This is a genomic window from Sulfurospirillum sp. UCH001, assembly GCF_001548035.1.
Taxonomy (GTDB): Bacteria; Campylobacterota; Campylobacteria; order Campylobacterales; family Sulfurospirillaceae; genus Sulfurospirillum.
Genome location: NZ_AP014723.1, coordinates 99,511 through 115,367, shown reverse-complemented (window position 1 = coordinate 115,367; position 15,857 = coordinate 99,511). Strand labels below are relative to the sequence as shown.

The following is a 15,857-nucleotide window of genomic DNA, read 5'->3' as shown; positions in this document are numbered from 1 at the left end:
CGAAAGGCTTATCTATGGCAAACCACAAGTCAGCAGAAAAGCGTATTAGACAAACGAAAAAACGCACAGAAAGAAATAGATTTTATAAAACTAGAATCAAAAATCTTACAAGAGCTGTGAGAGAGGCTGTTGAAGCTGGTGATCAAGCGGCAGCTGAAACTGCGTTGAAAAATGTGAATAAAAGCTTTCACTCTTATGCAGGCAAAGGTATTTTAACTAAAAATACAGCTGCTCGTCGTGTAAGCAGATTAGCACAACTCGTTAATACGCTAGGTAGTGTTGCTGCATAACTTGCGGCAACTCCCTCTTTATTTAGTTTCTTCCCATGTTAAAAGATAAATTACTCCCATTTCTCGAACGTTATAATGAACTTTCTACACTATTAAGTGATCCTAATATCGCTACTGATATTAAAAAGATGACTGCACTTTCAAAAGAACAATCTGGATTAGAGAAAATTAAAGATAAAACGCTTGAATATTTTTCAACATTGGAGCAAATTGAAGAAAACAAACTCCTATTAGAGGATGAAGAGTTAGGTGAACTTGCAAAAGAAGAACTTAAAACTCTTGAACCACGTAAAGAGGAGATTGAAGAAGAGATCAAAGTTCTCCTTTTACCGACTGATCCAAATGATGAACGTAATATCTTTTTAGAAATTCGTGCAGGTACAGGTGGTGATGAAGCTGCTATTTTTGCTGCAGATCTTTTTAAATCTTATCTTCGTTATGCCGAAAATCGTGGCTGGAAAGTAGAAGTCGTTTCTCTCAGCGAAGGTGTACTCAACGGATTTAAAGAGGTTATCGCGCTTGTTAAAGGGCAGGGTGCTTTTTCTCGTCTTAAATATGAAGGTGGTGTACACAGAGTTCAACGTGTTCCACTCACTGAATCACAAGGTCGTGTACATACTTCAGCTGTTACAGTGGCGGTTATGCCTGAAGTTGATGATGTTGAAATCGACATACAAGAAAAAGATCTCAAAATTGATGTCATGAGATCATCAGGTAACGGTGGACAATCAGTTAACACGACTGATAGTGCCGTTAGGATAACTCACTTACCGACAGGACTTGTTGTTGTAAACCAAGATGGAAAATCGCAGCATAAAAACAAAGATGCTGCTATGAAAATCCTCAAAGCAAAACTCTATGATATGCAAATGCAAGAGCGCAATGCAAAAGAGAGTGAAGCTCGAAAAACGCAAGTAGGCTCAGGTGATAGAAGTGCTCGTATTCGTACCTATAACTTCCCACAAAATCGTATCACAGACCACAGAGTAGGGCTTACGTTGTACCGTTTAGATGCAATTATGGAAGGTGGTTTGTTTGATGAGATTATTGAGCCTATTATTACACACTACCAAGCAGAACTTATGAAAGAGGCTAACCTCTAATTTAATAATAGCCTATTTGTCATAGATGAGTAGGTTATTTTGTTCGATCATCTCTCTGATCATTTTAATGTACTCTTCTTTTAGCTCAGAATAATTGATCATTGTTTTTGCAGCTTCCATGCCAGTATATATTTTCCCATTATTTCGTGCTTGTAGTCTTTTTTCTCGAAATGCAATATACGCATCATTAGTATTGAGATTTAGCATATACGAATTCACGGATTTTTGAAGTGATCCGAAGATACGAATCATATGGGTTTTACCAATCGTTCGATTTTGTGGCATTAAACCAACACCTGAATAGGTCCAGTGCCCAAAAAGATTATTTGCTTCTCGTGCAAAACGACTTTTCCCCCAACCACTCTCAAGTGCCGCTTGGGCTAATGCTAATGAAGTAGGAATTACATCAATTCGCTTAAAATACTCATCTCGATCAAAAAGCGATTCTATGCCATATTTATTACGTAAAGAGATTAAATAGCCTACATTTTGTTGATTAAGACCGCGAAAAGCATCCGGCATTGCTTTTGCAAAGAAATTGGTAATGAATTCTCGATCTTTTTTAATCTCATCATTACCTTTATCGACCAACACTTTTAATTCGCGAATAAATTCCTCTTTTTGTTTTGCATTATCTTCAATTTGGTAGTACTCTGAAGATAAACCTCCTGCATATAAAGAGCTCTGGATGAGCATACAAGAGGCGATAAGAAGAGTAGAGAAAAACTTCACGAAATTAAAGTTCCAGAGTCATCTCAAAGACTTTTTGAACTCTTCCTTTAAAAAAGAGTCTTTGATCTTCAATGCGTAATCCAAGTTCGTCTCCGCTGGTTGGATAAACATTAGCACTCTCACCCACTAGTTTTTGACGATATGCACTGTAAAAACATGCTGCCATACCAGTTCCACAAGCGAGTGTTTCATCTTCAACACCACGTTCATAGGTTCTGACATGTAATGCATTGTTTGAAAGTTTTGCATAATTAACATTAGCATTATACTTATAGCGCATTTGACGAGCAATCATTTTATCAAAGCATGCTGTATCATCAACAAATGTTACTAAATGTGGAACTCCCGTATCACAAAAGTGCCATGTTAGTCCATTCTCTTCAAACGATTCACTGAGTACTTTGGGCGTTGTTAACTCTGTCTCAACACTATCATTTTCTACAACAGAAGCAATAACACCCGCTCCTGTTAAAAAGCGCATAGATGAACCAGCCAATTGGTGTGTAAATGCATAATGAGCGCAGGCACGTGTACCATTTCCACACATAGAGGCTACGCTTCCATCACTATTGTAAAATTGCCATTTGAAGTCATATTCTGTATGCGGAAGTAAAACAATGAGTCCATCTGCGCCAATACCTCGTTGTCTATGGCACAATTGTTGCGCTAGTGCACTTCTATCTTTTTCGATAAACGTATGAAAAATAATAAAATCATTTCCATTTGCATTATATTTTGCAATTTGCATATTTTCCCCGTACAAATTTGATAAATTTTTCGATTTCACTCTCTAGAAATTTCATATCAAAAGAGTTATTAATAAGAAAATCGGCTAAGATCTTCTTCTCTTCAATACTAATCTGCGCATCAATTCGCTTTTGTGCTTCTTCTTTAGTGAAATTCTCTCGTACCATTAATCGCTTACGCTGAACCTCAACAGGTGCATAAACAACAACGACCAATTTGCAGTCGTATCCTTCACTCTCGTAATAAAGAGGTATATCGATAATGTAAGGCTTCTGTTTCACTTCTAAAAGTTCACTTCGACGAAAAATCTCTTCGCGAATCAATGGTCGCATCAGAGCATTAAGCTTTTCACGCTCATTTTTATCATTAAAAATAATTTCACCGAGGGCTTTTCTATCAATACGCCCATCGACAATCACATTCTCACCAAACAGCGCTCTTACTTCTTCTACGTGTAAAGGCAAAATCTCTTTTGAAATTTTATCGGCATCAATGACTTCAAATCCATGATGTTGCAACATGGATGAAACTGTGCTCTTTCCTGTTCCAATACTGCCTGTAAGAACGATTGCATGTTCATACGCCATCTAATCTTAATACCTTCTGCTATTTTTATAACGATTTTAACATAGTTTTGTTAAAATCTATTAAACAATAACCTCACTAAAGGCATATCCATGAGCACTGTCAGCTACAAAGACGCTGGTGTCGATATAGACGCGGGAAACCAATTTGTCGAAAATATTAAACCACTAGTCAAATCTACTTTTGATAAAAATGTCATCGGAGGCATTGGCTCTTTTGCAGGTGCCTATGAGTTACCTACAGGGTATCAAAAACCTGTTATTTTAGGTGCAACGGATGGTGTTGGAACAAAACTTAAACTTGCTATTGATTCAGGAATTTATGAGACTGTTGGTATTGACCTTGTTGCTATGTGTGCAAATGATCTTATCTGTAACTTCGGTACACCACTTTTCTTCCTTGATTACTATGCTATGAGTAAACTCGAAATTGATGCTGCTGTAAACATTGTTAAAGGTATTGCAGAAGGTTGTATTCAAGCAGAGTGTTCACTCATTGGTGGAGAGACTGCTGAAATGCCAGGTATGTACCACGGTAAAGATTTTGATCTTGCAGGTTTTGCTGTTGGTATTGCTGAAAAAGATGAAATGAACCGCTTACCACACGTCAAAGCTGGTGATGTTCTCATTGCTCTTCCAAGTTCTGGCGTTCACTCTAATGGTTTTTCACTGGTACGTAAACTCTTCTTTGATAAGTTAGGTTATACATTTGAGACAGAGTTCAATGGTAAGCCACTCATTGAAACCCTTTTAACTCCAACACGCATCTATGTTAAGCTTTTTAAAGCACTTAAATCTAAAATCAACGCTTTAGCACACATCACAGGCGGTGGTATCGTTGAAAACCTTCCTCGTGTTCTTCCTGAAGGCTTACAAGCACACGTCTATAAATCAAAAATCCAAACACTCCCTGTCTTTGACTTTATGAGCCAATACGTAGAAGAAAGCGAAATGCATCGTACCTTCAATATGGGCGTAGGCATGATCCTCGTTGTTAGCCCTGAAAATGTCGATGATGTACTTGCAAACAGTGATGGCTATGTCATCGGTGAGCTTAAAGCTGGCGAACGTAGTGCCATTATGCTCTAATGAGTAGCGTTTATATTCTCTCAAAGCTTTTTACATACCTGGTGCTACCACCAGGTATTTTTATTATTCTTTTTCTCCTTGCTGCTTTCTATGCAAAACGTTTTCGACTCTTTTTTATAGCCAATGCCATTATTTTTTATCTTTTAAGCAACTCTTATGTCTCAGATTGGCTTTTAAGGCCATTGGAAGATCCTTTTAACCAAAACATTGTCAAGACACCTGTAGATGCTGTTATTGTGCTTGGAGGAGGGCATACGCAAGGTGTTGCGAATCTACCACTTAGTAGTGATGCATATAAGCGTATGATGTGGGGACTCATGGTTGCAAAATCTAACAATCTTCCATTACTTTTTAGTGGTGGTGGAACGCAAAAAGAGTATTTAGAGAGTGATGCTTTTTTAGATAGTCTCAAAGAGTTGAAACTCTATCTTGAAATTGCTACACCAACTTCAAAAAGTCTAAGTACCAAAGAGTTTTCTTTGCATGTAGAAGACAAAAGTCTCGACACTTACCAAAATGCTGAATTCAGTAAAGTTGCTTTTGAAAAAGCAGGGCTTAAAGAGCCGACTATCTATCTTGTGACATCTGCGTATCACATGAAACGCTCAATTAGGCTTTATGAACACTTTGGATTTAAAGTGATTCCTGCAGCAACTAATTTTAAAATCAATCACAGAGCTAAAGATATGTGGGATTATCTTCCTAATGCACATTCACTTTACAAAAGCTATATTGCACTGCATGAGTATGTAGGGCTCTTAAGTCTAAAAGTACGAGGTATTTAGCTTTTATTTGCGCTTATCATCTGTAATTTTGTAGATGAAGCTAAAAACCTCGGCAACCGCTTTATACAACATCGGTGGGATTTCCTTGTTAAGCTCTATCTTGGAGAGAAGTTCCACCAAATCTGCGTCTTTTTTAATAAAAATATCGTGTTCTTGCGCTAACTTGATAATATTATTGGCTACCTCGCCTTTACCAGAAGCAATCACTTTGGGTGCACCACTTTTTTCACGATCGTATTTAAGAGCAACAGCTTTTTGAGGTTTTGGTGTTGGTGTATTCATATCTTAATATTAATCCCAAATTGAAGCTTCTCGCCACTAAAATAGTCATTTTTAACGGCACTTACGTCTTTATATTCTAACATTTTTACAGTACCCGTAATGAGTCCTACCTCATTTAAAGCACGCTTAAGTTCAACTAATTGTTGTGTAATTTTTTCGCCTAACTCTTTTTTTTGAGCTGCAATAGAAATATCAATATACTTTTCTCCTGAAAGCAAAAGCATCATATTAAGCTTCCCATACTGTTCTAAATCAAGATCAATCTGACAATGAAACTTCTCATCGCTCGTTTGTTTCATCATCATCGAGCCTCCATTTAGCCCATCCCAGCTAAAAGGAATGTAAAGATGCGTTGAGCTACTCACATAAGAAAAAAGTTGATGGTACTCAATTTGTGTCAATAATCGGTTGGTAATCTCCAATGCCTCTCGATTCTGAGGTGTTGGAGCCAAAGAATCATTCAACTTTGTTAAGACACCTTTCATGTCACTCAATAGTTCAACATCTGTTGGGTCCAGTGAAAGTTTCTGCGTCATAGCTTTACCTACAAAAAGCTCTGGTTTAATCAAGCTATGAATTTTTTGTTCCAAAATTGCACTTTTATCGACAAAATTAGCCTGCTGAATTGTTTTAGTATCCAAAATTTCGATCTGCTGCTTAAGGCGATTTACAACCATCTTAAGCGCTTCTTCGACTGTTTCAGAAGATTTCTGAAAATTTGTATTGCTGCTTAGTGCTGTCGCTAATGAAGTAGGAGATATACTTTGTTCTGGTGCTTTGATCGCTTCTTTAGTGAGTAAATGTGTTTCATCAATCGAATTATCATTCTTTAACAGTGATTGAGTAGGGGAATGAACAATTTCTTGTTTAACTTCGTTAGTAACACTTTCTAACGCATCGTTTGTTAGAAGAGGAGTTGTAGTATTGCCTTGTTTTAATAACGTTTCTTTAGTAAGTAATTGATCAATCTTCGGTTGTAAGTCATCTAACTGTAAAGTACTCAAATTCTCTTTTATCTGCTCTAACAACACTTTTACCTGTGTCGTAAAATGTTCTTCTACTTTCATACTCGGAGGATAATTATCAATTTTTGAGTTAATAAGATCCATCTGTTCAATGGCATAATCAAGCTTTTGAACCGTTTGATAGACCTCTTTAAACATAGGAATAGTCTCAGATGTAAGCTCTTTTTTAATGCTTTGACGAAAAAGGTCAAGTAGGCTTTTAAGGCTTATTTGAGCCTCTTTTGATGAAAGTTCTTGCAAAGTATTGAGTCGATCCATAATTACAGTAATTTCTTTGGCAATAGGGCTCACTGCTGTACTGGTACTACTAAAATGCTCTTTTAGCTCTAATGTAAGTGTCTGAATTGTTTCTGCAACACCTTTTTGAGTAACAATGTTAGCTAACTTTGATTCAAAAAAAATACCTGAATTCTTTATTTGTTCTTGAAGCATCTTGACATCTACTTGCTCAATATTTTTAGAAAAAAGTTGTAAGAGAGCTAGTGGCTTAGTAATCGATGAATCAAGTTTAATAAGAGACGTTAAACTCTTGATATCTTCTGCAAAATTACCCATATTTTTAAACAATTGGTTATTTTGCAAAATTTCAAAAATGGCACTTTTAGATTTTGCTTCACTGACAGCAGTGCTTAAAAGCTGCCCAACAACTTCTTGTGCATTATTGGGTGTTGTTGTACTTTTTTGTGCACTGAGTGATAAGGGAATATCAGCACTATCTTGGATAATTTTGGTAGCATTTTCTTTGGCTGTTGCTTTTGGATCCAGTGTCTGAAGCTGATTAGCAAGCAGTGAAGCCGTTGTAACGTCCATCAAAATACCTCTATACCGCACATCATGGTACGTACCTTTTTAGGATAATTTATCTTTTGTTTTAATTTTAACAAGCCACTCAGAAAGTGTTTTCTCATACCCTATCGGCAAATTATTGTAAAAATGAAGTGGTTTTTCAAGATATTTTTGTTCGACCCAACCACCAAAATCATGAGGATAAAGATACCCTTTAGGAGAAGGGCTTTTAAGATGAGATGGTACTTTAAGTGCTTTTTCGTTTTTCACATAGTCTAAGGCACTATTTATAGCTAAATAAGCGCTATTAGACTTTGGACTACACGCTAAATAGATAAGGCATTGTGAGAGGATAATACGTGCTTCTGGATAACCTATTTTACTCACGCTTAAGAGTGTACTAGAGGCAAGATTTAATGCATTGGGATTGGCATTGCCAATATCTTCACTTGCAAGAATAACAAGGCGTCTAGCAATAAAATCAGGGCTTTCTCCTCCATCAATCAAACGCGCTAGATAATATAGAGCCGCATCAACATCGGAACCTCTAACACTCTTAATCATGGCACTAATCAAGTTATAATGCGTGTTATCAGAACTAACACCATCTTTTAAAGCACTAGGTCGTAAAGTTTTGAGCATTTCAAGCGTAACATGTAAATCAACTTTGAGCGAGAACTCAAGTAGATTTAATAACGCTCTGCTATCACCCGCACTTGAGCTTATCAAATACGCTAACGCATCTTCATCAATTTCAAATGTCACTTTTTCACGTACACGCCCAACAATTGCTTTCAGATCTTGATATTCGAGTGGATAAAACTCAAAAAGCATCATGCGTGAACGTATACCAGAACTTAGCACAAAGTAGGGGTTTTCTGTTGAAGCTCCAATCACAATCGCTTCATGATTTTCCATAGGCAACAACAGTACCTCTTGCTGCGTTTTTGAGAGACGATGAATTTCATCAATAAATATAAGCGGTTTTTGTAAAGCACCTCGATGCTGGGAGAGGATTTTGCGAATCTCTTCTACTTTGACACTGGTTGCATCAAGTTCATAAAACGGAAGTCCTAATTCGCTAGCTACAATGCGTGCTAATGTCGTTTTTCCCACGCCAGCAGGACCGAAGAAAAGAGAGTGGCTCATAGAGCCAGACTTTAAAAGCTTACGAAAAGGGCTACTTTCACCACTAAGGTGCTTTTGTCCTGCTAACTCTTCAATCGCTTTTGGGCGAAAGAAGAGGGCGAAGTTATTGATCATCGTCCTCTTCATCCCAATCAGCACTCTTAGCTTCTTTGCCGTTATCTTTTTTCATATATTCAAGATAATCTCTTAGTGCAGAGTATTCGCTTCCTGTAAAAAAGCGATGCTTGCCAGGTTTGAGCATACCTAAATCAATTTTGCCATAGCTTACACGTTTTAGATCGACAACATCTACATCAAAATAACCAAAGAAGCGTCGAAGCTCTCTGTTTTTGCCTTCGTTAATCATCACTTTAATCGTTGAAAACGTTGGGCTATTTTTGATAATTCGATAGGAAAGAAACGGTGCAAAGTCCATTGCACGAATTTCACTTTTCGCATGTCCACCTTTACGAGCATCTTCTAAGGAGAGTCCCTCTTGCATTGCTTTTTCCATTGCCGGTGTTACCATGCCGTTGATTTTGACATAATACACACGTTCTAAATCACCATGCATCAGTGCTGAAACGACTGAAGGAGAATCACATAAAAGAAGGAGTCCTTCACTTGCAAAGTCTAGTCTTCCTACACTAAGATAATGTCCAAATTTTGAGGGGAGGGTATCGTAAATCGTTTTACGACCACGATCATCTTTTTTACTTACTAACTCACCTTTTTGTTTGTGATATACAATCACTGAATATCCATGTTTTTCAAAAAGGGCTTTGCCATTTAATTCAATTTTATTTTTAAAACTCACTTGCGTGGAAAGGTCTTGAACGACTTTTCCATCTACTTTGACCTGTCCTGTTTTGATAAGTTCATCCGCCTCACGTCTTGAATAATGCGTGTTATGCGAAATCATTTTGTTTAGTCTCATTAATTCCATATTATTTTATTCCTGCTTCCACTAAATGGTGGATATGTAAAACACCTCTAAGCGTCCCTACTTTATCAGTGATCGCTAAAAGCTGTATTTTATATGTTTCAATGAACGCCAATGCATCACTCGCTAAAAGCGTTTCATCGTCTAGTTTTTTTGGATTTTTTGTAGCATATTCGTATGCTGTTGCATCCATGCTAAAATCATCTCTCATGAGCGCTCTACGCAAATCTCCATCGCTTAAAATTGCTAAGAGTTTATTGTCTTTATCTGTAATGAGAACATTACCTAGTCTGCCTTCACTCATGGTTATGATGGCATCTTTGAGTTTAGTTGTCTCATGGACAATTGGAAGTGATTGCGTGAGCATCAAATCCTTCACTTTGACAAACAAACGCTTACCTAAACTACCACCAGGATGGAATGATGCAAAATCCTCTTTTTGAAAATTTTTCTTTTTCATCAAACAAACTGCTAACGCATCACCAAGAGCAAGTGTGAGTGTAGTTGAACATGTTGGTGCTGCATCAAGTGGACACGCTTCTTTTTCAATGTGCAATGGCAAGAAGATATCGCTGTAATGCCCTAAAGAAGACTCTTTGCTGCGTGCCATGCCAATTAAAGGAATATCAAAACGTTTGATATGTGGCAATATTTTAATAAGCTCTTCACTTTCACCACTATAACTAATCGCTAACACAGCATCATCTTTTCCTACCATTCCAAGATCACCGTGCATTGCTTCTGTCGGATGGAGAAAAAAGCTACTGGTACCTGTACTTGCTAATGTTGCTGCAATTTTAGCTCCAATTAAACCACTTTTACCTACGCCTGTTACAATCAGTTTCCCTTTAATGTTAGCGATAACATTGGTTGCTTCGCTTATCTCATCACCAATCATATGAGCTGCATTTAAGAGCTCTTTTGCTTCTAGTTCTAATACTTCTTTGGCTATTGCTTTAAAATCTTGCATCATATTTCCTACATCATAAAGATCGTCGGTACGATCGTTGGGTATTTTTTCATTTGGCGATAGATATGCTTGCGAACTACCTGTCGAACCTCATTTTCCAATGCTCTCGCATTTTCAAGAAGTTCTGCTTTTGCATTAACAATAAACTGATCAATAACGCCCTCCATCTCAATAGAGAAAGCTTTATCATCACGATCTGGTACTAACCCATAGCTGATAATTTTTGGCTTTGAAATCAATTTATGCTCACTCTTATCAATCTGAATCACTAACATGACTAAACCAGAATCTGCTAACTTTTGACGATCAATAACAACATCATCTGCAATTTGTTCATTAATTTGATTATCGATAAACACTTTTCCTGTTTTAATGGTTTTAATTTTTTTCATATATTTTGCACATACTTCAACCTGATCGCCATCGCTCATCAGATAAATATTACGCTCAGGAATACCACACTGCATAGCAGTTTCTTTATGTTTTGAAATATGATTATACTCACCGTGTACTGGCAAGAAAAATCGTGGTTTTACAAGGCGTAAAATCAACTTTTGCTCTTCTTGTGCAGCATGACCACTAACGTGAATTTCACTAAAATCTTGGTATGCTACGTTAGCTCCACTTTTTAGTAAGAAGTTTAGTACTTTAGAAACACTGCCTTCATTACCAGGAATTGCTTTTGCGGAAATAATAATTTGATCAGTTGGCTTAATTTTAATATGTCTATGCTCATCTGTAGCCATACGATACAACGCGCTCATCGTTTCACCTTGGCTTCCTGTCGTTACGATAAGAACATCTTTATCATTATGCTTATTTACTTCATGCGGATCAATAAAAATACTTTTATCCAATTGAATGTAACCTAAATCTATCGCTGTAAAAAGGTTTCTCTCCATTGAACGCCCAATAACACATACTTTTCGCCCATATTTCAAACCATAATCAATTGCTTGGTAAACCCTGTGAATATTGGAAGAGAACGTAGACATAATGACACGTCCTTTTGATTTTGCGAAGATTGAATCAAACGTCTTTCCAACGGTGCTTTCAGAACGTGTAATACCCTCTTTATAAGAGTTTGTACTGTCACTCATCAAACACAAAACACCTTTCTCGCCGTAATGCGCAAAACGATTGAGGTCAGTCACATAACCATCAATTGGTGTGTGGTCAATTTTAAAATCACCTGTGTGAATAATCGTTCCAGCATCTGTTGTAATAGCAAGTGAGGATGCATCAATGATAGAGTGCGTAATGTGAATCCACTCTATTTCAAACTCCCCAATTTTATAGATTTTACGTTTTTCAACAGGTCTAAAGTATTTTTTGTGCACTTTAAGACCGTGTTCATCGAATTTATTTGAAATCATACCCAGTGGCAGTGGCGTTGCATAAAGAGGAAATTGCATCTCTTTGAAAAGATAAGAGATTGCCCCAATATGATCTTCATGAGCATGTGAAATAATAATTCCAGCTATTTTTTTCTTAATTTGACGTAAATAGCTAAAATCTGGTACTAAAATATCAACACCGTGCATATCTTCACTCGGAAAACTCATACCTACATCCAATACAATCGCTGAGGTATCGGTTTCAAATACACAGATATTTCCACCAATTTCACCCAGTCCACCCAGTGGTGTGATCTTAATCTTTCCCTTTGAAGTCTGGTCGATCAAGTTTGAGCGATTGAGTCTCTCTCTGTGCATTTTTTGGTTGGCTTCAATCGCCTTTTTCATATCTCTTTGCCAAGGCTCATTACCTTCAATTGATGCTGTAGGAGATTTGTTACCTTTTCGTCGTCTGTTATTGCGCGGTTTTTTCTCGCTAGGTTCGCTTGATGCGTCTTTAGGAGGATTTGTTTGTGAGTTTTGACTCACTTGTTTTTTAGTGTTAGTATGCGTTTGTTTGGATTGTCCTGAAGCTTTTGGTGTATGTTCTTTGGGCTTTGGATTACTGTTGTTCTGTTGTTGCGTTACTTCGTTTTCTTGCATCATTCAACCTTAAATGTTTAAATAGTAGATGATGAGACAAGACGCTTATTTCATGAGGACGAATGGTTTCAGGGAGATTATGCATCTGCATCAAATTTTTTACAGATTGCTTATCAAACTCAGATGAAATATTTTTCAACCAAGTCTTTCTTGGACTTTGAAAAGAGCTGCGCAAATATTTTTTAAAGCTTTGCAATTGCTCTTTATTTTCAAAGATACCTGAGAATGACCCCTCAACAAACTCTTTTTGTTTGTCAATTTTGAGAATAGAAGAGACAACTTTAGGCTGTGGATCAAACGATGTTGGATCGACATCAAAAAGTAGTTCTGCGGAACCAATACTTTGAGCTAAAATAGCTAAAGAAGTAAACTCTTTGGTTTTAGGAACTGCTGCAAATTTCTCTGCAACCTCTTTTTGAACCATTACCTCTATTGATTTACAATAAGGGTCTTCTAAAGCTTCCAAAATAATAGTTGTCGCAATATAGTAGGGTAAATTCGCCACCAAATCATAGGGTTCATTGAGCAGTGACCCTTTTTCAAATTGGCTTAAAACATCGGTGTGGACCAATGTTAGGCTCCCCATATCTATCTCTTTTGAGAATTTTTTTCTCAAATAAACGCACAAGTCTTCATCGACCTCGTATGCTACTAAAGACTTAACCTTTAGCAGTTCTTGCGTCAAATCACCTAAGCCAGGCCCTATTTCAACGAGTTTACGATCGTTTCGGGGCATCGCTTGGATGATTTTATTCAGAACAGTACTATCTTTTAAAAAATTTTGGCCAAATTTCTTTTTTGCCTCTATCAATTTGTACCCTGTTTTCTAAAATTTATCCGATTGTAGCTAATCTTTACTTATAAAAGAGTTATAGTCTTAATTAATCTCCCTATTCAGAAGTTTTTTTTAATTCTTTCGCTATCATTTGACTCTATAATTTATCTAAAAAAGAGTGTTTATGGAGCATTTTGCTAAACGTATTATCCCTTGTCTCGATGTTAAAAATGGACGTGTTGTAAAGGGTGTTAATTTTGTTGGACTCAAAGATGCAGGAGATCCTGTTGAAATAGCAAAACGCTATAATGAAGAGGGTGCAGATGAACTCACTTTTTTAGATATTACAGCGAGTCATGAAGGTCGTGGAACGATTGTAGATATTGTTGAAAAAGTTGCACGAGAAGTTTTTATACCACTCACTGTTGGAGGGGGTATTCGAACACTGGATGATATTTACCGTCTTTTAAATGTAGGATGCGATAAAGTAAGCATCAATTCTCCTGCTATTGCAAATCCGCATTTTATTGATGAGTCATCAAAACGTTTTGGTTCACAGTGTATTGTTGTCGCAATTGATGCTAAACGTATGGGTGATTCGTGGCATGTTTTTATCAATGGTGGAAGGATTGATACTGGTCTTGATGCTCTTGCTTGGGCTAAAGAAGCGCAAGAACGTGGAGCAGGAGAAATACTTTTAACTTCTATGGACTGTGATGGCGCAAAAAATGGTTATGATATCCCATTAACCTCTCAAATGAGCAATATGCTTAACATTCCTGTCATTGCAAGTGGTGGAGCGGGGACGATGGAACATATCAAAGATGCATTTTTAAATGGTGCTGATGCTGCACTTGCTGCTTCCATTTTCCACTTTAAAGAAATTGATATTATGGATTTAAAACGCTACCTCGCACATGAGGGAATTGCAGTAAGATTATGATTCTCTGTGCAGGACGTAATGAAACGTTCGATTTTGCAAAACCAATTGGTGTTGGTCTTATAGAAAGTGCTATCAATCTTACAAAATTGATTCTTGAAGAAAAACCAGCTTTTTTATTTTTTGTTGGAACAGCAGGTAGCTATGGTAATTATCAACCATTTGAAATTGTTCATAGCCATAGTGCTGCCAATATTGAGCTAGGCTATTTACAAAATCAGTGCTATACCCCTTTAAAGAATCAAATTGATTCAGAGATTCCATATGTTTCACGTGGAACAAATTATCTTTCTCCTATTGTTAATTCAAGCAATTACATTACCGTTGATACATCAATCGCCAATAAAATGATTGAAAAGAGTATTGAACTTGAAAACATGGAATTTTTTTCGGTTATTAGTGTTGCCAATCAATTTAAAATTCCCTGTTCTGGTCTTTTTGTTGTAACAAATTATTGCAACGAAAATGCCCATACTGATTTTATAAAAAACCATGCAAAAGCAAAAGAACTTATTATATTGCATGTAGAAAAAAATATGAAAATTTGAGGAATTATGGAAAAACAAAATATATTTGATCTTTCAAAAGAAGAACTATCTGAAGTTATAAAACCTTCTTTTAGAGCTAAACAAATCTATCAATGGCTCTATCAAAAATACGTTACGTCGTTTGATGAAATGAAAAATTTGCCAAAAGATTTAAAAGAGCAGCTCAATGCTACATACTATCTTGATCCACTTCGAATTGTAAAAGTTGAAGAGAGTAGGGATGGTAGTAAAAAATATCTTTTTGCACTTAAAGATGGGAGCACAGTGGAATCTGTTCTTCTACCTATGAAACAAGAACAAACTGATGAAGATGGTAAGCTTGTGCATCATACACGTTACACCATCTGTATCTCTTCACAGGTAGGCTGTAAAATTGGCTGCGCATTTTGTTTAACTGGTAAAAGTGGTTTTAAACGAAATCTCACAGTAGGTGAAATAACATCTCAAATTTTAATGATCAAACGAGATAACGCAATTGCAGAAAATAGGCGAGTTAACATTGTTTATATGGGCATGGGTGAACCATTAGACAACCTCACTAACGTGAGTAAGGCTGTACGTATCTTTAATGATTTAGATGGTCTTTCTATCTCACCGCGCAGGCAAACGATTTCTACGAGTGGACTCAGTTCTCAAATTGAAAAGTTGGGTAAGATGGATTTAGGCGTTTTACTAGCTATTTCACTTCATGCTGTTGATGATGAACTTAGACAAACACTTATGCCAATTAACAAAGCCTATAATATTGAATCCATCATCAATGCGGTAAAAGCATTCCCAATAGATGCTCGTAAACGGGTCATGTTTGAATATTTGGTCATGAAAGGAGTCAATGATGACCAAAAGAGTGCAAAGAAGCTGGTGAAGCTGCTACATGGCATAAAATCGAAAGTTAATTTGATTTATTTCAATCCTCATCCAGGAAGTGATTTTGGTAGACCTTTAGAGAAAGATATGGTTGCATTTCAACAATATCTTGTTGATCATGGTGTGTTGTGTACCATTCGCCAGTCAAAAGGATTGGACATCAGTGCAGCGTGTGGACAATTAAAAGATAAGGAAGAGAAACATGACAATGCTTGATCTTTTTCAATTAGGATTTTTAATTATTGTTGTAATTATAGGAGTAG

17 protein-coding genes are annotated in these 15,857 nt (G+C 36.7%); 7 read left to right on the top strand and 10 right to left on the bottom strand.

Going from position 1 to position 15,857, the window contains the following annotated elements:
* Positions 1-14 precede the first annotated feature (14 nt).
* Both rpsT and prfA read left to right on the top strand, forming a co-directional pair.
* Positions 15-290: a 30S ribosomal protein S20 gene (gene rpsT, locus UCH001_RS00570; protein WP_067172833.1), complete on the top strand. Its 276-nt coding sequence runs from the start codon at positions 15-17 to the stop codon at positions 288-290.
* A gap of 35 nt (positions 291-325) precedes the next feature.
* Positions 326-1,393, top strand: a complete 1,068-nt coding sequence (prfA, locus tag UCH001_RS00565) for a peptide chain release factor 1 (RefSeq protein ID WP_067172830.1) — start codon at positions 326-328, stop codon at positions 1,391-1,393.
* A 12-nt stretch (positions 1,394-1,405) separates the two neighbouring features.
* On the opposite strand, the gene UCH001_RS00560 is transcribed toward prfA, so the two are convergent.
* The 3 genes from UCH001_RS00560 to coaE are packed head-to-tail and all read right to left on the bottom strand — an operon-like array spanning position 1,406 to position 3,459.
* Positions 1,406-2,125 (bottom strand): glucosaminidase domain-containing protein, encoded by a 720-nt coding sequence (locus tag UCH001_RS00560; protein ID WP_067172827.1) that lies wholly within the window; start codon positions 2,123-2,125, stop codon positions 1,406-1,408.
* A gap of 4 nt (positions 2,126-2,129) precedes the next feature.
* On the bottom strand, positions 2,130-2,873 hold the full coding sequence (dapF, locus tag UCH001_RS00555; RefSeq protein WP_067172826.1) for a diaminopimelate epimerase: 744 nt from the start codon (positions 2,871-2,873) through the stop codon (positions 2,130-2,132).
* Positions 2,854-3,459 carry a dephospho-CoA kinase gene (coaE, locus tag UCH001_RS00550; protein ID WP_067172823.1) on the bottom strand — a complete coding sequence of 202 codons (606 nt, stop codon included), beginning with the start codon at positions 3,457-3,459 and terminating at the stop codon, positions 2,854-2,856. The genes dapF and coaE overlap by 20 nt, the downstream gene beginning before the upstream one ends.
* Positions 3,460-3,549: 90 nt before the next feature.
* Between coaE and purM the strand changes: the two genes are divergently transcribed.
* Both purM and UCH001_RS00540 read left to right on the top strand, forming a co-directional pair.
* The gene (gene purM / locus UCH001_RS00545) at positions 3,550-4,545 is read left to right on the top strand and encodes a phosphoribosylformylglycinamidine cyclo-ligase (RefSeq protein ID WP_067172820.1); all 996 of its coding nucleotides are present in this window, start codon (positions 3,550-3,552) and stop codon (positions 4,543-4,545) included.
* On the top strand, positions 4,545-5,330 hold the full coding sequence (locus UCH001_RS00540; protein ID WP_067172817.1) for a YdcF family protein: 786 nt from the start codon (positions 4,545-4,547) through the stop codon (positions 5,328-5,330). Before purM ends, UCH001_RS00540 begins: the two co-directional genes overlap by 1 nt.
* 3 nt (positions 5,331-5,333) lie before the next feature.
* On the opposite strand, the gene UCH001_RS00535 is transcribed toward UCH001_RS00540, so the two are convergent.
* Genes UCH001_RS00535 through rsmA form a run of 7 tightly spaced genes read right to left on the bottom strand, consistent with a single transcriptional unit; the run spans position 5,334 to position 13,275 of the window.
* Positions 5,334-5,612 carry an EscU/YscU/HrcU family type III secretion system export apparatus switch protein gene (locus tag UCH001_RS00535; protein ID WP_067172813.1) on the bottom strand — a complete coding sequence of 93 codons (279 nt, stop codon included), beginning with the start codon at positions 5,610-5,612 and terminating at the stop codon, positions 5,334-5,336.
* Complete coding sequence (locus UCH001_RS00530) at positions 5,609-7,447, bottom strand: flagellar hook-length control protein FliK (protein ID WP_067172811.1); 1,839 nt, start codon at positions 7,445-7,447, stop codon at positions 5,609-5,611. Before UCH001_RS00530 ends, UCH001_RS00535 begins: the two co-directional genes overlap by 4 nt.
* Positions 7,448-7,486: 39 nt before the next feature.
* On the bottom strand, positions 7,487-8,686 hold the full coding sequence (locus UCH001_RS00525; protein WP_067172809.1) for a replication-associated recombination protein A: 1,200 nt from the start codon (positions 8,684-8,686) through the stop codon (positions 7,487-7,489).
* On the bottom strand, positions 8,676-9,488 hold the full coding sequence (locus UCH001_RS00520; protein WP_231963944.1) for a pseudouridine synthase: 813 nt from the start codon (positions 9,486-9,488) through the stop codon (positions 8,676-8,678). The genes UCH001_RS00525 and UCH001_RS00520 overlap by 11 nt, the downstream gene beginning before the upstream one ends.
* A 10-nt stretch (positions 9,489-9,498) precedes the next feature.
* Positions 9,499-10,464, bottom strand: coding sequence for an SIS domain-containing protein (locus UCH001_RS00515; protein ID WP_067172803.1), 966 nt, complete (start codon positions 10,462-10,464; stop codon positions 9,499-9,501).
* A gap of 8 nt (positions 10,465-10,472) precedes the next feature.
* On the bottom strand, positions 10,473-12,464 hold the full coding sequence (locus tag UCH001_RS00510) for a ribonuclease J (protein WP_067172800.1): 1,992 nt from the start codon (positions 12,462-12,464) through the stop codon (positions 10,473-10,475).
* Complete coding sequence (rsmA, locus tag UCH001_RS00505) at positions 12,424-13,275, bottom strand: 16S rRNA (adenine(1518)-N(6)/adenine(1519)-N(6))-dimethyltransferase RsmA (RefSeq protein ID WP_067172797.1); 852 nt, start codon at positions 13,273-13,275, stop codon at positions 12,424-12,426. The genes UCH001_RS00510 and rsmA overlap by 41 nt, the downstream gene beginning before the upstream one ends.
* 148 nt (positions 13,276-13,423) lie before the next feature.
* Between rsmA and hisF the strand changes: the two genes are divergently transcribed.
* From hisF to rlmN, 3 genes are read left to right on the top strand one after another with little or no spacing between them, the layout of a single operon-like run.
* Positions 13,424-14,182, top strand: coding sequence for an imidazole glycerol phosphate synthase subunit HisF (gene hisF / locus UCH001_RS00500; RefSeq protein ID WP_067172794.1), 759 nt, complete (start codon positions 13,424-13,426; stop codon positions 14,180-14,182).
* A complete protein-coding gene (locus UCH001_RS00495; RefSeq protein ID WP_067172791.1) occupies positions 14,179-14,727 on the top strand; it encodes a purine-nucleoside phosphorylase in 549 nt (182 codons plus the stop codon). Before hisF ends, UCH001_RS00495 begins: the two co-directional genes overlap by 4 nt.
* A gap of 6 nt (positions 14,728-14,733) precedes the next feature.
* A complete protein-coding gene (rlmN, locus tag UCH001_RS00490; RefSeq protein WP_067172790.1) occupies positions 14,734-15,810 on the top strand; it encodes a 23S rRNA (adenine(2503)-C(2))-methyltransferase RlmN in 1,077 nt (358 codons plus the stop codon).
* Positions 15,811-15,857: the final 47 nt, after the last annotated feature.